The organism is Rugamonas rivuli, from assembly GCF_009380165.1.
GTDB lineage: Bacteria > Pseudomonadota > Gammaproteobacteria > Burkholderiales > Burkholderiaceae_D > Rugamonas > Rugamonas rivuli.
This window is the reverse complement of record NZ_WHUF01000002.1, coordinates 1,099,645-1,118,029: the sequence shown is the minus strand read 5'-3', so window position 1 is coordinate 1,118,029 and position 18,385 is coordinate 1,099,645. Positions and strand designations below refer to the sequence as shown.

Genomic DNA, 18,385 nt, shown 5'->3' with positions numbered 1-18,385 from the left:
CTTCGTGGGATGGAAGCCCGTATTATCGCTCTAGCCGGGATCGTAGGCCAGCAGTTCCTGCTCCATGCGCTCGTTCAGCACCGCCAGCATGGCGTGCATCTGCCCCACCAGCTGGCGCGCGTTGGCGCAGTCGGCGTCATGGCGTACCTTTTCCAGCGCCAGGCACAGGTTCCCGAAGCGCATCGCGCCGACCGCGCGCGCCGAGGACTTGATGCGGTGGCCCAGTTCGGACAACTGCGCCAGATCCTCCCGCACCAGCGCGGCATCGACTTCCCGCAGCCCATCGCGGGCCGAATCCAGGAACAGCAGCGCGTACTTGCGCATCTTGTCGGCCTTGCCGCCAAAGGTCTGGGCCAGCGCAGCGACGTCGAGCAGCTCCGCTTCTTCCGGATCCGACGGCGCGGCGGGCGTTGCGGGCGGCGCCGGTTCGATGCGCGCGGCCAGCGGCGGCAGGCCCGACGCCATCGTCTGCATCTGCGGCTGCAGCGGCGCGGTGACGGCGGCGCCATCGGCCATGGTGAAGTACGACGGCGGCGGCGGCGCCAGCGGCCGCGCCAGGCCGGCGGCGCGCGCCCGCTGGCTCATCCACTTGGACAGCATGTTGAACAGCAGCTTGGGCGCGATCGGCTTGGTGACAAATTCGTCCATGCCCGCGCTCAGGCAGCGCTCCTGGTCGTCGCGGCCGGCGTTGGCCGTCATCGCGATGATCAGCGTGGCCGACAGCTTCGGATGGGCGCGGATCAGGCGCGTGGTCTCGTAGCCGTCCATCACCGGCATCTGCACGTCCATCAGCACGCAGTCGAAGCGCTCCTTGAGCAGCAGGTCGATCGCCTCCTTGCCGTTGTTGGCCACGCAGACGGTGGCGCCGGCGTCCTCCAGCAGCTCCTGGCCCACCTGCTGGCTGAAGATATTGTCCTCGACCAGCAGGATGGAGGCGCCGCGTATGCTGTCCAGCACATCCGGCTGCACCGAATCGTCGCTGGGCTGCAGCATGCTGACGCCCTTGTCCAGCCGCGCCGTGAACCAGAAGATGCTGCCGGTGCCGGGCTGGCTGTCGACACCGACGCCGCCGCCCATCAGCTCCGCCAGCTGCTTGCTGATGACCAGCCCCAGGCCCGTGCCGCCGTAGCGGCGCGTGGTCGAGGTGTCGGCCTGGTGGAAGGACTGGAACAGCTGCTCCAGCTGCTCCGGCGACATGCCGATGCCGCTGTCCTCCACCTCGAAGCGCACCAGGATACGGCCGTCGCGCTCTTCCAGCGGCCGCGCGCGCACAAACACCTTGCCGTTCTCGGAGAACTTGATGGCGTTGCTGGTGAAGTTGAGCAGCACCTGCTCCAGCCGCAGCGGATCGCCGCGCAGCTGCTGCGACAGGCCGGGCCAGATTTCGTACACCAGTTCCAGCCCCTTGGCCGCCGCGCTCTCGCCCAATTGGCTGGACATATTCGACAGCAGCGCATCGAGCGAGAAGTCCAGCACCTCCAGGTCCATCTTGCCCGCTTCGATCTTGGAGAAGTCCAGGATGTCGTTGATGATGCCCAGCAGGTGCTGGCCCGAGTGGTAGATCTTCTGCAGATAATCGCGCTGCTTGGGATGCGTGACCGATTTCAGCGCCAGATGGGCCATGCCGATGATACTGTTCATCGGCGTGCGGATCTCGTGGCTCATGTTCGACAGGAAGTCGCTCTTGGCCTGGTTGGCGGCGTCGGCTTCTTCCTTTAGCTGATGCAGCTCGGTGACGTCGGTCGACAGGCCGATGACGGCCGTGACGGCGCGGTCTATCTCCACCGGCACCTTGACGGTCCACAGGTGCTGCACCACGCCGTCGCGGCCCACGTACTGGGTCTCGCCGGAGCGCTTGACGTTGTCGGCGAAGACCGGCCGCTCCTGCGCCCACGCGGCGTCGGCCACGGCGGTCGGCATCAGCTCGCGATCGAGCTTGCCGACGATGTCCTCCACCGGCAATCCCATCGAGTCGGCCATCTTGGCGTTGACGTAGATGTAGCGGCGCTTCTGGTCCTTCATGTAGACGTGGGCATCGACGTTGTTGAGCACCGTGTCGAGCAGCACGCCCTGCTTGAGCGCGCGCCGGCGCGAGGAGTACAGCACGAAGAAGTAACCGTACAACAGCATGGTGCCGGCAAAGCCGGTCAGTCCCGCGATCCATGGGAAATACAGGTCGAAGCCGGTCAGCAGTTCGGCCTTCCGGACCTGGAACTGCGCCTTCCACAAGCTGCCGTTGAAATCGATAGGCAGCACCGATTCGAAGTACTCGGCGCGCTGCGACGCCGGAATGGCCTCGGCCTTCATCGTGCCGTTATCGTTGAACAGCAGGCGGTCGCTATGCTCGATCACCAGGCGGCGCTGCTCGACATCCTTGCTGCCGTCGGCATACAGCATCAGGTGCACCTGGCGCACCGTCATCTCGTCGATCGCGCCCTGCACCAGCTTCGGCACGCTGAAGCCGATGCCGACCGATCCAAGATAGGCGGCGCGGCGTCCCGCCACATCGGCCACCGGCATGCCGCGGCGGTAGACCGGCAGGCGGATGCCCAGGCCGATGTGCGGCGTGGGCCGCTGGATCACGATGGGCAGGCCGGACGCGCTGACCTGGCCGCTGTCGCGCGAGGCCGCCACCAGCTTGTCGATCGCCGGATTGACGACCACGTCGACGCCCATTTTTTCGTCGGCCATCGACGCCGGTTCCATATACGTCAGCACCGCGTAGTGCGCGCGCCGGCCCGGCGGCTTGATGTCGAAATTTGGATAACCCTGCGGCGACATGCTGCGGTCGGCGCGCACGCGGGCGACGAAGGCGTCGCGCTGTTCGTCCGTCACTAGCGGCGCCCACGTCACGGCCTCGATGGCCGGAAAGTGGCGCGGAATCTCCAGGCTGGCCACGTACTGGTGAAACTGCAGGCGTGTCAAATCATCGCTGGTCTGGAACAGCGCCACCAGGCCGCGCGTCAGATCGGAATACGATTTGATGCGGGCCGAAATGCCGTATTGCGTGCTGCGCGCCAGGTTCTCGAAACGCTGGCGGGCGTCGTCGTCGACCGTCTTGGCGGCGGCGCCATACAGGGCCGCGCCGACGGCCAGCGCCAACGCGCCGCCCGCCAGCCAGAACAGCAGGCGGGGACTGCGGACCGCTTGCGTCGCATTACCCGATTTGAGCATTCGCCATCACTTTAGGTCGATATATTTGCGGAAAATTTTGCATCACAGCAGCATACTATTAATGCCGCCCCGGAACCAGTGAAACAATTGGAGAGATTTCGCAACGATGCCGCGCGAAATTCAAGGGAACCATATGCAGCAAGGCGCGCTCTAAATGATGAGGCCGGAAACTACCGGCATTGCCGGAGGCCATCATGCGCGCAGTATCTATCATAACGGTATTTGCCTTCTGCATCATTTGCATGCCGGATAGCAGTTATGCGACGACTGTTGACCATCACGAATTCGAGGCCTGGCTGGAGGCGCCCTTCCACGCCGGCGCCGACGGCACGCGCACGCTGACGCTGCATTTTTCCACGCCCGATGCGCAGCCGGGCGGGACGCTGCGCTGGCGCCTGGACTTGCTCGCGCCGAACGGACGCGTGCTGCGCACGTGGCGCCGGACCCAGCCGCAAGAAGCACCGGAGCTTGACGTGGCGATACGCTGGCACGCACCACCGGCGCTGCGCCAAGGCATCTACCGGCTGCGGCTGCGCGCCCGCGCCGGCGACAGTCCCGCAGTCGAGCAGGACTGGAGCGTGGCGGTCGGCGCCCTCCCGGCGGCCCCGGCCGCATCGCCGCAAGCGGCGGATCCGGTGGAGGCCTCGCCCTACACCGTCTACCTGGGCAATCTGCACAGCCAGACCAATCACAGCGACGGCGGCGGCGCGCTCGATCATTGCACCGGCGCGCAGGCGCCGCAGAGCGCCGCGCTGGGGCCGGCCGACGCCTATGCCTACGCCCGGCAACACGGGCTGGACTTCCTGATGACGTCCGAGCACAACCACATGTACGACGGCTCGGACGGCACCAACAGCGATGCCGATCCGGCCGCCGCCACGGCCTTGTACCGCAGCGGCCTGCAAGCGGCGGACGAGTGGAACCGGAACCATCCCGGCTTCCTCGCCATCTATGGACAGGAATGGGGCGTCATCAACCATGGCGGCCACCTCAACATCCTCAACAGCGGCGAACTGCTGGGCTGGGAACGCAACGCCCGGGGCGAACTGCTGGCCGATACGGAAAGTCCCAGGAACGACTATGCCGCGCTGTACCGGCTGATGCGCGAACGGGGCTGGGTCGGCCAGTTCAACCATCCGCAGGGCGACCAGTTCGCCATCGGCGGCAAGCCGCTGGCCTGGAACGCGGACGGCGACCAGGCCATGCTGCTGTGCGAAGTCATGAACAGCAACGCCTTTTCGGCCCGCACCGACGAGGCCGAGCCGCGCCTGAGCACCTACGAAGCCGCCTGCAACCAGCTGCTGGAAGCCGGCTACCACCTGGCCTTCAGCAGCGACCAGGACAATCATTGCGCCAACTGGGGCGCCTCCTACAGCAACCGCACCGGCGTGCTGGTCGAGCGCGGCGCAGCGCTGGACAGCGACAGCCTGCTGGCCGCACTGCGCGCGCGTCGCGTATTTGCCACGATGGATAAAAATTCCCGCCTCATCTTCACCGCCAACGGCCACATGATGGGCGAACGCTTCGTCAATCGCGGCAGGCTGACGCTGCGGGCCAGCTACCTCAGCCAGGGCGGCCGCCGCGCCGCCGCCATCACCGTCTTCCACGGCGTGCCCGGGCGTAACGGCGCTGTCGCCACTCTCGGTAGCAAGGCCCGCACCGTCCTCACCCCCGCCGCCGGCGAGCATTTCTACTACGTCCGCGTCACCCAGGACGATGGAAAAATGCTGTGGAGCGCGCCAATTTGGGTCAGCCAGCAGCCGCGCAATCGTGCGCTGCGGAAAATTGAACTCCGATAATCTTATTGCTCGTAAAAAATATTCTACATGTCGATTGTCAGATTGATAAAATAGGGGTTTCAGCATCTTGTAGCCGAGTGCAATTTTGCTTGACTCCCGGATATTCCAGAGTATCTTTTACCTTCCATACACAGTGCGACCGTCCGATACCTTAACTGATCAGCCAGCCGTGCCTATCCCAAAAGTCCTCCTCGTCAACGACGATCCAGCCAGCTTGTACGCACTGGAGAGTCTGCTGTCCGAAGCTGCCGACCAGCATGTCTATGAGCTGATCACGGCAGGTTCCGGCAAGGAAGCGCTGCGCCAGGTGCTGCTGCACGAATTCGCCGTCATCCTGCTCGACGTCAGCATGCCCGGCATGGACGGCTTTGAGACGGCCGAAGCCATCCACTCGCATCCGCGTTCGGCGGGCGTGCCCATCATCTTCATCACCGCGCACTACGCGGACGAGATCAACCGCCTCAAGGCCTACCAGAAAGGCGCGGCGGATTATCTGTTCACGCCGGTGATCCCGCAGATCCTGCAGGCCAAGGTGGCGGTGTTCGTCGAGATGACGAAGAAGAATATCCTGCTGCGCAAAAAGAGCGAGCAGCTGGCCCGCCTGAACCAGGACTTGCGCGTGCAGCGCCTGCAGGACCTGGAGCGCATCAACGGCGAGCTGGAACAGGAAATCAAGGACCGCAAGCAGGCCGAGTTGCGCGCCCACGAGCTGTCCACCCGCGACGCGCTGACCAACCTGGTCAACCGCCGCGCGCTGATCCAGCAGCTGGAGCACGCGGTGGCCACGTCGGACCGCAGCGGCGCCGGCTTCGCGCTGCTGTTCCTCGACCTCGACAAGTTCAAGCAGATCAACGACAGCTACGGCCACGAAGCCGGCGACGAACTGCTGCGCCAGGTGTCGGCGCGGCTGACGGCGGCGGTGCGCGTGGCCGACGTGGTGGCGCGGCTGGGTGGCGACGAATTCGTCGTGCTGATCGAAGGCCGGGCCGCGGCGGCCAACGCCGCGCGCGTGGCGCGCAAGATCGAACTGGCCTGCGCCCTGCCCTTCGACATCGGCAGCCATCGCCTGAAGACGGCGGCCAGCATCGGCATCGCCATCTATCCGCAGGACGGCAACAACGCCCAGGCGCTGATGAAGAACGCCGACACCGCCATGTACCACGCCAAGCAGAACGACGCCGGACCGGTGCAGTTCTTCCACGAAGAGCTCAACGTGCGGGAGCGCGAACGCGAACAATGGACGCTGGAGCTGCGCAAGGCGCTGGCCTCCGACCAGCTGGAGCTGCGCTACCAGCCGCAGGTCGATATCGCCACCGGCCGCACGACCGGCGCCGAGGCGCAGCTGTACTGGCACCATCCGGCCAAAGGCATGCTGGATGCGTCCGCGTTCCTGCCGCATGTGCAGGAACGCGGACTGCTGGACCGCATCGACGCCTGGGTGATCGCGCAAGCCTGCGCCCAGGCCGCGCTGTGGCAGCGGGTGGCGGCGTCCGGCGCCGGCGCGCGCCACGGCACGCCGCTGTGCATCTGGATCAACCTGGCGACACCGCAGCTCACCTCCGACCTGCTGCAAACGCTGCTGCCGGCGATCCGCAAACAGCACCTGGCGCCCGGCAGCATCGGCGTGGAGCTGAACGAAAAACTGCTGCTGGGCGCGACCGAACCGCTGGCCCAGCTCCTGCAGCAATTGCAAAGCGGCGGCGTGCTCGCGGCGCTGGACGATTTCGGCAGCGCGCGTTCCTCGCTGGCCGCCTGCAAGCGCTGGCAGCTCGACGTGCTGAAGATAGACCGCAGCTTCATCCAGTCCATCGGCAACGACGAAGGCGGCAGCGACATCGTCGCCGCCGTCATCCACCTGGCGCGCGCCCTGTCCATGAAGGTCGTGGCGCTGGGTGTGGACCGCCGCGAACAGCTCAACGCGCTGCGCGCGCTGGGTTGCGACAGCTGCCAGGGCGAACTGTTTTTCATGCCGCTGCCCGCAGCGGCCCTGCTCGAACATGCCGGCGCCGAGCCGGTAGCATCCACCACCGAATCCCATCCCTCCTAAATAACGAGGACTAAGCCGATGAATGACATGACCGACATGGGCGAGCAGATCGACGCCAAGCGACTGCTCGCTACGCTGATGGCACTGAAAAAAGGCGACTTCACCGCCCGTATGCCATCCGACTGGACCGGCATGGCGGGCAAGATCGCCGACACGCTGAACGACATCATCGAGACCAAGGAAAAAATGGTGCAGGTGGTGACGGACGTGAGCCGCGTGGTGGGCCGCGAAGGCCGGCTGACGCAGCGCGCACAGGTACCGAATATGTCCGGCGGCTGGGCCACCATCGTCAGCGCCGTCAATGCGCTGATCGACGATCTGGTGCGGCCGACCACCGAGATGGCGCGCGTGATCGGCGCCGTGGCGAAAGGCGACCTGTCGCAGACCATGGCGCTGGAGGTGGACGGCGTGCCGCTGAAAGGCCAGTACCTGCGGGCGGCAACCACTGCCAACACCATGGTGGAACAGCTGTCGTCGTTCTCCTCAGAGGTGACACGGGTGGCGCGCGAGGTGGGTACCGAGGGTAAGCTGGGCGGCCAGGCGCAGGTAAAAGGCGTGGCCGGCACCTGGAAGGACTTGACCGACTCGGTGAACTCGATGGCGGGTAACTTGACGTCGCAGGTGCGTAACATCGCCGAGGTGACGACGGCGGTGGCCAACGGCGACTTGTCCAAGAAGATCACGGTGGACGTGCGCGGCGAGATCCTGCAACTGAAAGACACCATCAACGTGATGGTGGACCAGCTGCGCTCCTTCGCGTCGGAAGTGACGCGGGTGGCGCGTGAGGTGGGTACGGAAGGTAAGCTGGGCGGACAGGCTTATGTACCGGGCGTCGGCGGCACCTGGAAGGACTTGACCGACAACGTGAACTTCATGGCGTCCAACCTGACAGGCCAGGTGCGTAACATCGCGGCGGTGACGACGGCGGTGGCGAACGGCGACTTGTCCAAGAAGATCACGGTGGACGTGAAGGGCGAAATTCTCGAACTGAAAAACACCATCAACGTGATGGTGGACCAACTGTCCTCCTTCGCCTCCGAGGTGACGCGGGTGGCGCGGGAAGTGGGTACCGAGGGTAAGCTGGGCGGACAGGCGCAGGTGAAAGGCGTGGCCGGCACCTGGAAGGACTTGACCGACTCGGTGAACTCGATGGCGGGTAACTTGACCGGCCAGGTACGTAACATCGCCGACGTGACCACCGCCGTGGCGAACGGCGACTTGTCGAAGAAAATCACGGTGGACGTGAAGGGCGAGATTCTCGAACTGAAAAACACCATCAACGTGATGGTGGACCAATTGAACTCCTTCGCCTCCGAGGTGACGCGGGTGGCGCGGGAAGTGGGTACCGAGGGTAAGCTGGGCGGCCAGGCCAACGTGCCCGGCGTGGCCGGCACATGGAAGGACTTGACCGACGGCGTGAACTCGATGGCGGGTAACTTGACCGGCCAGGTGCGTAACATCGCCGACGTGACCACCGCCGTGGCAAACGGCGACTTGTCGAAAAAGATCACGGTGGACGTGAAGGGCGAGATTCTCGAACTGAAAAACACCATCAACGTGATGGTGGACCAATTGTCCTCCTTCGCGTCGGAAGTGACGCGGGTGGCGCGCGAGGTGGGTACCGAGGGTAAGCTGGGCGGACAGGCATACGTGCCGGGCGTCGGCGGCACCTGGAAGGACTTGACCGATAACGTAAACTTCATGGCGTCCAACTTGACGGGCCAGGTGCGTAACATCGCGGCGGTGACGACCGCCGTGGCGCGCGGCGACTTGTCCAAGAAAATCACGGTGGATGTGAAGGGCGAGATTCTCGAACTGAAAGACACCATCAACGTGATGGTGGACCAACTGTCCTCCTTTGCATCCGAGGTGACGCGGGTGGCGCGTGAAGTGGGTACCGAGGGTAAGCTGGGCGGCCAGGCCAACGTGTCCGGCGTGGCCGGTACGTGGAAGGACTTGACCGAGAACGTCAACCAGCTGGCGGCTAACCTGACCAACCAGGTGCGGGCGATTGCCGAGGTGGCGACCGCCGTGACACGCGGCGACTTGTCCCGCTCCATTCAGGTGGAAGCGCGTGGCGAGGTGTCCTACCTGAAGGACAACATCAACGAGATGATCCGCAACCTGAAGGACACCACGCTGAAGAACGCGCAGCAGGATTGGCTGAAGACCAACCTGGCACGCTTCACCCGTCTGCTGCAAGGCCAGCGCGATTTGCAGGCTGTGACCAAGCTGATTCTGTCCGAGCTGGCACCGCTGGTATCGGCCCACCACGGCGTGTTCTACATGATGGACTCGCAGGAATCCGACGCCCGCCTGCGCATGATCGCCAGCTACGGCTACCGTTCCAGCCGCAAGCTGCCCACCTCCTTCCTGCCGGGCGAAGGCCTGGTCGGCCAGTGCGCGGTGGAGAAAGTCCGCATCTGGCTGACCGACGTGCCGCGCGATTACATCGTCGTCTCGTCCGGCCTGGGCGCTGCGCCGCCGACCAACATCGTCGTGCTGCCGATTCTGTTCGAGCAGCAGGTCAAGGCGGTGATCGAGATCGCCTCGCTGGACCGCTTCACCGAAACCCACCTCTCCTTCCTCGACCAGCTGATGGAATCGATCGGCGTGGTGCTGAACACCATCGAGGCGAACAGCCGTACCGAATCGCTGCTGACGCAGTCGCAATCGCTGGCGCAGGAACTGCAACAGACCAACCAGGAGCTGGCCGAAAAAGCCCGCCTGCTGTCCGAGCAGAACATCGAGGTGGAACGCAAAAACCGCGAGGTGGAGCAAGCCAAGCTGGCACTGGAAGAGAAAGCCACCCAGCTGGCGCTGTCCTCCAAATACAAATCCGAATTCCTGGCAAATATGTCGCACGAGCTGCGCACGCCTTTGAATTCGCTGCTGATCCTGGCGCAGCAGCTGGGCGACAACCCGGACGGCAACCTGTCCGGCAAGCAGGTGGAATTCGCCAAGACCATCCACGGCTCCGGCTCCGACTTGCTCACGCTGATCAACGACATTCTTGACCTGTCGAAGATCGAATCCGGTACCGTCACGCTGGACGTGTCCGAGTACCGCTTCCAGAACCTGCGCAACTACGTCGACCGCACCTTCCGCCACATGGCCGAGGCCAAGCACCTGGGCTTCTCCGTGGAGCTGAAGGAAAACCTGCCGACCGCGATGATGACCGACACCACGCGCCTGCAGCAGGTGCTGAAAAACCTGCTGTCGAACGCGTTCAAGTTCACCACGCACGGCCAGGTCTCGCTCAGTATCAGTCTGGTCAGCAGCGGCTTCTCCAGCGACCACCCCAACCTGCTGCATGCGGACGCGGTGCTGGCCTTCGCCGTCTGCGACACCGGCGTCGGCATCGCCGCCGACAAGCTGCAGCTGATCTTCGAAGCGTTCCAGCAGGCCGACGGCTCCACCGCCCGCAAATACGGCGGCACCGGCCTGGGCCTGTCGATCTCGCGCGAGCTGGCACGCCTGCTGGGCGGCGAGATCCGCGTCGAATCGGCGGTCGGCAACGGCTCCACCTTCACGCTGTTCCTGCCGTATAACCGCGCTGGCTTCATCAACTACGACATGGGCCGCCAGCCGCAAGTGCGCCTGCCGTCGCCGGCGCCGCAGGTGGTGTACACGCCGCCGCACTACAGCGAACTGGCGCAGCCCGACCACGACATCAGCAACGCCATCACCGATATCGACGCCGACATGGCCGATTACGGCAGCAGCGACGACCGCGGCCTGGTGGCGCCGGGCGATCCGTCGGTGCTGATCATCGAGGACGACGAGCGCTTCTCCAAGATCGTGCTGGACTTCGCTCGCGAGAAGAACTTCAAGGGCATCGTCACCATGCAGGGCGATTCGGCCCTGAGCCTGGCGCGCGACTACCTGCCGTCCGCCATCCTGCTCGACCTCGACCTGCCGGACATCGACGGCTTCACGGTGCTGGACCGCCTGAAGCGCGACCCGAGCACCCGCCACATTCCGGTGCACGTGATGTCCAGCCTGCGCGAGCGCGAACGCGCGCTGCGCCTGGGCGCGATCTCCTACCTGAACAAACCGGTCAGCAAGGCCGCGCTGCAGGAAGAGTTCAGCCGCATCCAGAAGTTCCTGTTGGGCGGCAAGCGCAGCCTGCTGGTGGTGGACGACGAGCAGATGCAGCGCGACGCCATCGTCGCCCTGATCGGCGACGCCGACCTGCACATCGTCGCCGTCGACACCGGCCAGGCGGCGCTGGACGCGCTGCGCGAAGCCCGCTTCGACTGCATGGTGCTGGACCTGACGCTGCCCGACATCAGCGGCTTCGACCTGCTCGACATCATCGGCAAGGACGAATCGCTGCGCGACCTGCCTATCGTGATCAACACCGCCAAGGAGTTGAACCGCAAGGAAGTGGCTAAGCTGAAGCGCTACGCCAAGACCATCGTCATCAAGGACGCCCGCTCGCCGGAACGCCTGCTGGACGAAACGGCCCTGTTCCTGCACCGCTCGCAGGCCAGCCTGCCGGAAGCGCAGCGCCGCATGCTGGAAGAGATCCACGCGGCGGACGGCGGCCTGGCGGGCCGCAAGGTGCTGATCGTCGATGATGACCTGCGCAACATCTTCGCGCTGTCGTCGCTGCTGGAGCGCCAGCAGATGCAGGTGTCGTTCGCCGAGAACGGCCGCGACGGCATCGAAGTGCTGGAAAAAGATCCGACCATCGAGATCGTCCTGATGGACATCATGATGCCGGAGATGGACGGCTACGACACCATGCGCGCGATCCGCCGCATCCCCAAATTCAAATCGCTGCCCATCATCACGCTGACGGCGAAGGCGATGAAGGGCGACCGCGACAAATGTATCGCGGCCGGCGCGTCGGACTACATCACCAAGCCGGTGGACGTGGCGCAGTTGCTGTCGCTGATGCGGGTGTGGCTGCACTGATGGCGGGCATGAACTCGCTATTCGCCTCGCTGCGTGCCGCCTTGCGGCCTGCGGATGCGGGCGGTTCGGACTCCGTGGCAGCGCCGGACCGGCATGCCCCGCCGGCCGCTGGGCCGCGCCGGCAGCCGCCGTCCACGGTCGAGGAGCTGGAGCAGGAGCTGCTGCTGGAAGCCGTGTTCCAGGTCTACGGCTACGACTTCCGCGGCTACCAGCGCGACGTGGTGTCGCGCCGTCTGCAAGCGGCGATGTCTCAGAAGTCGGTGGACACCATCTCGGCCATGCAGGCGCTGGTGCTGCACGACCAGCAAGCCTGGAACGCGCTGCTGCGCGAACTGTCGGTGGAGCCGGCGCTGATGTTCGACGACGCCTCCGAGGTATCGCTGCTGCGCATGTCGCTGGGTGTGTGCCTGCACGGGGCGGCGCTGCCGCGCGTGTGGCTGGCCGATTGCGCCGGCGCGCAGCAGGCGTGGACGCTGGCCATCCTGCTGGAACAGGAGCAGTTGGGCGCGCGCACCGAGATCTACGCCACCGTCTCCAGCGATGCGCTGCTGGCGGAGGCGCAGGCAGCCAGCCTGCCGATGGCGCGGCTGGGCGAGCTGCAGGCGAACTATGTGCGCAGTGGTGGCGTCGGCAAGCTGCTCGATTATTTCGAAGTCAGCGGCGACGGCCTGCATGCGGTGTTGGTGCCGCAACTGCGCAGCCGCATCACCTGGGCCCAGTACAACCTGGTGACGGATGCTTCGTTCAATGAATTCCAGATGATCGTGGGCCGACGCGCCCTGCCCGACTTCGGGCCGGCGCTGCGCCAGCGCGTGCTGCAGCTGTTCGACGACAGCCTGGCGCAATCGGGCCTGCTGGTGCTGGACCGTCCGTTGGAAGCGGGCGATCCCCTGGCCAGCCATTACAAGCCGGTCTTCCCGCACCAGCCCTGGTACAAGCGGGTGGCTTAAGCGCGGCGTTAGTAAGGCGCGGCGGCGCTCGGCCGTTCGGCGATGCGGTCGCGCCAGGCCTGCAGGTGCTCCATGCCTTCCGCGCCGGGACGGAACTTCATCAAGCCACGGCCGAACTCCAGCGCGCAGAACGCCGTGATGTCGGCGATGGTGAAGCGCTGCCCGGCCACGAAGGGCTGGGTCGCCAGCACGCCGTCCAGCCAGCGCGCGGTCTCGCGCATCTTCTCGCCCTGCGACGCGCCGAAGTCGGCAAACTGAGGCTGCTCAAGCATCGCCAGGCCCGGATGCGTATGGCGCACGCAGTTGGCGATGCCGAGGAACAGGTGCAGCTCGATGCGGCGGTCGGTCATCTCGATGAAGGCGCGCTCGTCGAAACCTTCGCCCATCAGGTTGGGCTCGGGCGCATAGCCTTCCAGCCAGGTGCAGATGGCGCGCGTTTCGCACAGGACGCGGCCGTCGTCCAGCTCCAGCGCGGGCAAGCGGCCGAAGGGGTTCTTCTGCAGGTATTCGGCGCTGCGGTGCGCGCCGCTGAGCAGGTCGATCGACACATGCTCGATATTGCCCAGGCCTTTCTCAGCCATGAACATGGCGACCCGGCGCGGATTAGGCGTGCGCGGCGACGTGAAAAACTTCATATCCAACTCCTTTTTTCGCATGATGGGCATAGCGCATGATAGCCGCATAGACGCCGTTGCGACATCCCCGCGCACGTAACTATCAAGATTGACATTCCAACCAGATCGCCGTAGATTGCTCGTTGGCCCACGAAGCCAATAACGGTTTATATCGTATGCCTACCGGCTCACCCTATTGAAGGACATTGCATGCAACGCAGTTTGATTTCGCTCGCCGTGATGGCGCTGCTCGGCCTCTCTTCCGGCCTGGCTCCACTGGCTGCGGCCGCAACACCGGCGGCCAAGGCCGCCAAAGTCACCACCCAGCTTCCCCGCAACGCCGTGCCGACGCACTACGCCGTGTCGCTGGTGCCGGACGCCGCCAACAGCAGTTTCAGCGCCAGCGTCACCATCGCGCTCGACATCAAGCAAGCCAGCAGCAGCATCACCCTCAACGCCGCCGACCTGAAGTTCAGCGCCGCCGCCATCAGCGCCGGTCCGGGCAAGCCGGTGCAGGCGGCCAGCAAGATCAGCGTCGACGACGACAAGCAGACCGCCACCTTCCAGTTCGCCCAGCCGCTGGCTGTGGGCAGCTATCAGCTCAAGCTGGATTACACAGGCGTGATCGGCACCCAGCCAACCGGCATGTTCTCGCTGGACTACCAGAACGGCGCCGAGAAGAAGCGCGCGCTGTACACGCAGTTTGAAAACTCCGAAGCGCGCCGCGTGATCCCTTCGTGGGACGAGCCCTTCTACAAAGCCACCTTCGCGCTGGAGGCCACCGTGCCGGCCGGCCAGATGGCGGTGTCGAACATGCCTGTCACCGCCACCAGCAAGCTGGCGGACGGCCGCGAGCTGGTGCGCTTCGGCACCTCGCCGAAGATGTCGACCTACCTGCTGTTCTTCGGCCTGGGCGAGTTCGAACGCGCCACCGCGGTCGAAGGCGGCACCGAGCTTGGCGTCGTCACGCAAAAGGGTTCGATCGCCCAGGCGCAGTTCGCGCTCGATTCGTCGGTCGCCGTGCTGAAGGAATACAACGACTACTTCGGCGTCAAATACCCGCTGCCCAAGCTGGACAACATCGCCGCGCCGGGCCGCAGCCAGTTCTTCAGCGCGATGGAAAACTGGGGCGCGATCTTCACCTTCGAATCCGCGATCCTGCTCGATCCGCGCGTTGCCACGCAGTCGGACAAGGAAACCTCCTTCCTGGTGGCCGCGCACGAAATGGCACACCAATGGTTCGGCGACCTGGTGACGATGGCATGGTGGGACGACCTGTGGCTCAACGAAGGCTTCGCCTCGTGGATGGAGTCGCGCACCACCACCCGCCTGCACCCTGAATGGAAGTGGGAACTGCGCGCCGTCGGCACCCGCGAGCAGGCCATGAACCGCGACGCGCTGGCCACCACCCATCCGGTGGTGCAGCACATCGCCAGCGTCGAACAAGCCAGCCAGGCCTTCGACAGCATCACCTACCAGAAGGGCGAATCCGTCATCCGCATGCTGGAGAACTACGTCGGCGACGACGCCTGGCGTGCCGGCGTGCGCAGCTACATGGCCAAGCATGCTTATGGCAACACGGTGTCCGACGACCTGTGGCGCGAAGTGGAAAAGGCAGCGCACAAGCCGGTGACGGCGATCGCCCACGACTTCACGCTGAAGCCGGGCGTGCCGATGATACGCGTGGCCGATGCGGTCTGCAAAAACGGCCAGACCACCATCGCGCTGACGCAGGGTGAGTTCAGCAAGGACCAGACCAACAAGAAGCCGCTGAGCTGGCGCGTGCCGGTAATCGCCCAGACCGTGGGCGGCGCCACCGCCCGCACCGTCGTCGCCGGCGGCAAGGCCAGCATGACGCTGCCGGGCTGCGGCGCGGTGCTGGTCAACGCCGGCCAGAGTGGCTACTACCGCACGCTGTACGCGCCCAAGGCCTTCGCCGCGCTGGCCGAGCGCTTTGCCGGCCTGCAGACCATCGACCAAATGGGCCTGCTGTCGGACAGCTGGTCGCTGGGCATGGCGGGTTTGATGCCGGCCTCCAGCTTCCTCGACCTGGCCAGCCGCGCACCGCTGGACGCCGCGCCGCAGGTGTGGGACCAGATCGCCGATTCGCTGCTCGCCCTGCACTACAGCTACGAAGGCAAGCCGGAACAGCAGGCGGCGCTGGACCGCTACGCGCGCAAGCGCCTGGCGCCGGTGCTGGCCCGCATAGGCTGGAGCAAGGCCGCCGATGAAGCGGCGCCGGTCGCCAATCTGCGCGAAACGCTGATCCACGTGCTGGGCGCGGTCGGCGACGAAGGCGTGGTGGCGGAAGCGCGCCGCCGTTACGCGGCCTCCGCCACCGACAAGGATGCGATGCCGGCAGCGCTGCGCCGCCCTATCCTTGGCGTGATCGCCGACAACGCCGACGCCGCCACCTGGGACAAGCTGCACGCCGCCGCGCAGGAAGAGAAGTCGTCGATGATCAAGAGCGAGCTGTACGACCTGCTGGGCACCGCCAAGGACAAGGCCCTGGCCCAGCGCGCGCTGGAACTGGCGCTGACCGATGAAGGCGGCGCGACCGAAGGCGCGTCCATCCTGAACCACGTGGCCGGCCATCATCCGGACCTGGCTTACGATTTCGCCGTCAGCCACCACACGCAGATCGAGAAGAAGATCGACGCCAGCTCGCGCAGCCGCTACTTCCCGGGCCTGGGTGGACGTTCGTCCGATCCGGACATGATCGAGAAGCTGCGCGCCTACGCCAAACAATACCTGGCCGCCGACGCGCAGGGCGACACCAAGACGGCGATCGCCTCGATCCAGTACCGCGTGAAGCTGCGTACCGCCCGTCTGCCGGAAATCGACGCCTGGCTGTCCAAGCACGGCTGACAGGCAAAAAAAACCAGCGTCATCGCGAGATGATGCTGGTTACGAAAACGCTCGAAAGCGTGGGGATGGTCCGTGGCCCGGCGGCGATGGTGCCGCCTGGGCGAAATCTGTGCCGGGCTTGATGGAGTCCGGCAACCGGGCGCCAGGCTCAAACCTCGCGCTACAGGTGTTACTTTGCCACCTATCGCCCGGCATAGGCTTAGGGATTCATTAAGGTAGGATTTAAGGGAGAGGAAGGCGGTGGTGCCGGTGTTTCAGGCCACCGGCGAGCCTGCTGAGTCATGCTTTGTGAAATCCCGTACCAGCTTGGGCACGGAGACCAGCTGGAGCACGCTGGGACCAGCGAGACGCATCATAATGGGGCATTATGACGGCCAAATGACCACACGCGCGGCTATGACAAAAATCCATACGTATCAAAAAATCATCGTACTGGCGGCCTTGCTGGCCGCTTGCACGCAGCTGCCCACCAGCGCGCCGCCGGCCCCGCCCGAAGCGCCGCCGCCTGCCGCGGAGCCGGTCCAGCCCCCTGCCGCCAACGCCCTGACGATAGACAGCGCGCAATCGCTGATCGCCATCACCGTGCGGCGCGGCGGGCTGCTGGCGCGGCTGGGACACGACCACCTGGTGGCCAGCCGCCACGTCAGCGGCACCGTGTCGCCGTCGCAGAACCGCGCCGACCTCCAGTTCCGCCTCGACCAGTTGACCGTCGACGAAGCCGAGCTGCGCGTCGCCGCCGGCCTGGAAAAACAGCCCTCCGCCGACGCCATCGACGGCACCCGCAACAATATGCTGACCCGCGTGCTGGACGCCGAGCGCTATCCGGTGGTGAGTGTGCACGCCGAGCGCGGCGCCGCCGGCCAGCCGCTGCAAGTGGCGGTCACGCTGCACGGCGTCACCCGCATCATGGCGATCCCGGCGGAGATCCGCGAAAGCAACGGCGGGATGACCGTCACCGGCAGCGTCAACCTGAAACAAAGCGATTTCGGCATCACGCCGTTTTCCGTCATGGCCGGCGCGCTGGCCGTGCAAGACCAGCTGGAACTACGCTTCACCCTGGCGGCAAAATAAACCGGGCAAAAAAAAGCCCGCAGCACAAAAAGGCGCGGGCCAAAAGTTTTCAAATCGGGAGAGACTTGAAAGAGCAAAGCCAGTATCGCAGTGCAGCATTACGCCCTGATGACATACGCGCCCCGAACAGACTTTTTTTGCTCTTTAGCGGGAAATAATCAGTTTCAGGCCCAGGCCGACGAAAATCGCACCGGCCACGCGGTCCATCCACATGCCCGCGCCGGGATGGCGGTTGATCCACGCGCCCACCGCGCCGGAAAAATAACCCAGCAAACCAAACAGCAGCACGCCCTGCGCCGTGAACAGCAAACCCAGCTGCGCGGTCTGCCAGCTGACGTCGCCACGCTCGGCCACCACGAACTGCGGCAGGAAGGACAGGAAGAACAGCACGACCTTGGGATTGACGGCATTGGCGAACAGTCCCTTGGCAAACAATTTGCGCAGGCTTTCATCGGGCAAGGCCGAACCCTCGACACGAGCGCCGCCACGGCTGCGCAGCGCGCCTATGCCCAGCCAGATCAGATACGCCCCGCCCAGCAGCTTCAGCGCGCCGAACGCCAGCGGCGAAGCCTTGATCAGCGCGCTCACGCCCAGCGTGGCCAGCAAGGTGTGGCTCAGGCAGCCCAGCGCGCAGCCCAGGCCGAACACCATGCCCTGGCGCCGCCCGCGCGACATGCCGACGCTGAGCACCATCAGATTGTCCGGCCCCGGCGATATCGTGATCAGCAGGGCGGCGCTGAGAAAACCTATGAATTGTTCTGGAGAAATAAGCACGGCGGTATTCCTGTGGTGCAAAGGCGCCATCTTACCCGCCCCGGCCGCCGCGCGCCAAGCATCGGTCTGTGCCATAGGTCAATTTTTGAATAAAACAATAAGTTCTCGTTTAAAATGGAAAAAATCACTAATCGAGACCGGCGGCCATCGGAACACTAATGAGTA

9 protein-coding genes are annotated in these 18,385 nt (G+C 65.0%); 6 read left to right on the top strand and 3 right to left on the bottom strand.

From position 1 onward, the window contains the following. Positions 1–30 precede the first annotated feature (30 nt). Positions 31–3,174, bottom strand: a complete 3,144-nt coding sequence (locus tag GEV01_RS10215; RefSeq protein ID WP_152803884.1) for a CHASE domain-containing protein — start codon at positions 3,172–3,174, stop codon at positions 31–33. Between the two features lie 242 nt (positions 3,175–3,416). Between GEV01_RS10215 and GEV01_RS10210 the strand changes: the two genes are divergently transcribed. The 4 genes from GEV01_RS10210 to GEV01_RS10195 all read left to right on the top strand — a co-directional run bounded on the left by GEV01_RS10210 (position 3,417) and on the right by GEV01_RS10195 (position 12,893). Next, a complete protein-coding gene (locus tag GEV01_RS10210; RefSeq protein WP_235914302.1) occupies positions 3,417–4,973 on the top strand; it encodes a CehA/McbA family metallohydrolase in 1,557 nt (518 codons plus the stop codon). 169 nt (positions 4,974–5,142) lie between these two features. After that, on the top strand, positions 5,143–7,020 hold the full coding sequence (locus tag GEV01_RS10205) for a putative bifunctional diguanylate cyclase/phosphodiesterase (RefSeq protein WP_328595478.1): 1,878 nt from the start codon (positions 5,143–5,145) through the stop codon (positions 7,018–7,020). 18 nt (positions 7,021–7,038) lie between these two features. Beyond that, the gene (locus tag GEV01_RS10200; protein ID WP_152803880.1) at positions 7,039–11,943 is read left to right on the top strand and encodes a hybrid sensor histidine kinase/response regulator; all 4,905 of its coding nucleotides are present in this window, start codon (positions 7,039–7,041) and stop codon (positions 11,941–11,943) included. Between the two features lie 8 nt (positions 11,944–11,951). Then, positions 11,952–12,893 (top strand): CheR family methyltransferase, encoded by a 942-nt coding sequence (locus GEV01_RS10195; RefSeq protein WP_235914301.1) that lies wholly within the window; start codon positions 11,952–11,954, stop codon positions 12,891–12,893. A gap of 8 nt (positions 12,894–12,901) precedes the next feature. Here GEV01_RS10195 and GEV01_RS10190 read toward each other — a convergent pair whose 3' ends face one another. After that, positions 12,902–13,528 carry a glutathione S-transferase family protein gene (locus GEV01_RS10190; RefSeq protein ID WP_152803878.1) on the bottom strand — a complete coding sequence of 209 codons (627 nt, stop codon included), beginning with the start codon at positions 13,526–13,528 and terminating at the stop codon, positions 12,902–12,904. A gap of 189 nt (positions 13,529–13,717) precedes the next feature. Between GEV01_RS10190 and GEV01_RS10185 the strand changes: the two genes are divergently transcribed. Together GEV01_RS10185 and GEV01_RS10180 are read left to right on the top strand one after the other, a co-directional pair. After that, the gene (locus tag GEV01_RS10185) at positions 13,718–16,375 is read left to right on the top strand and encodes a M1 family metallopeptidase (protein ID WP_152803876.1); all 2,658 of its coding nucleotides are present in this window, start codon (positions 13,718–13,720) and stop codon (positions 16,373–16,375) included. A gap of 396 nt (positions 16,376–16,771) precedes the next feature. Continuing rightward, positions 16,772–17,446 carry a YceI family protein gene (locus GEV01_RS10180; RefSeq protein ID WP_152803875.1) on the top strand — a complete coding sequence of 225 codons (675 nt, stop codon included), beginning with the start codon at positions 16,772–16,774 and terminating at the stop codon, positions 17,444–17,446. A gap of 144 nt (positions 17,447–17,590) precedes the next feature. Here GEV01_RS10180 and GEV01_RS10175 read toward each other — a convergent pair whose 3' ends face one another. After that, entirely contained in the window at positions 17,591–18,220 is a 630-nt protein-coding gene (locus GEV01_RS10175; protein ID WP_328595477.1) for a LysE family translocator, read from the bottom strand. Between the last annotated feature and the right edge of the window lie 165 nt (positions 18,221–18,385).

Bases quoted from the DNA above. Each gene is read 5' to 3' on its own strand.
- GEV01_RS10215 (WP_152803884.1), bottom strand. From the start codon at position 3,174: ATGCTCAAATCGGGTAATGCGACGCAAGCGGTCCGCAGTCCCCGCCTG.
- GEV01_RS10210 (WP_235914302.1), top strand. From the start codon at position 3,417: ATGCCGGATAGCAGTTATGCGACGACTGTTGACCATCACGAATTCGAG.
- GEV01_RS10200 (WP_152803880.1), top strand. From the start codon at position 7,039: ATGAATGACATGACCGACATGGGCGAGCAGATCGACGCCAAGCGACTG.
- GEV01_RS10195 (WP_235914301.1), top strand. From the start codon at position 11,952: ATGAACTCGCTATTCGCCTCGCTGCGTGCCGCCTTGCGGCCTGCGGAT.
- GEV01_RS10190 (WP_152803878.1), bottom strand. From the start codon at position 13,528: ATGAAGTTTTTCACGTCGCCGCGCACGCCTAATCCGCGCCGGGTCGCC.
- GEV01_RS10185 (WP_152803876.1), top strand. From the start codon at position 13,718: ATGCAACGCAGTTTGATTTCGCTCGCCGTGATGGCGCTGCTCGGCCTC.
- GEV01_RS10180 (WP_152803875.1), top strand. From the start codon at position 16,772: ATGACAAAAATCCATACGTATCAAAAAATCATCGTACTGGCGGCCTTG.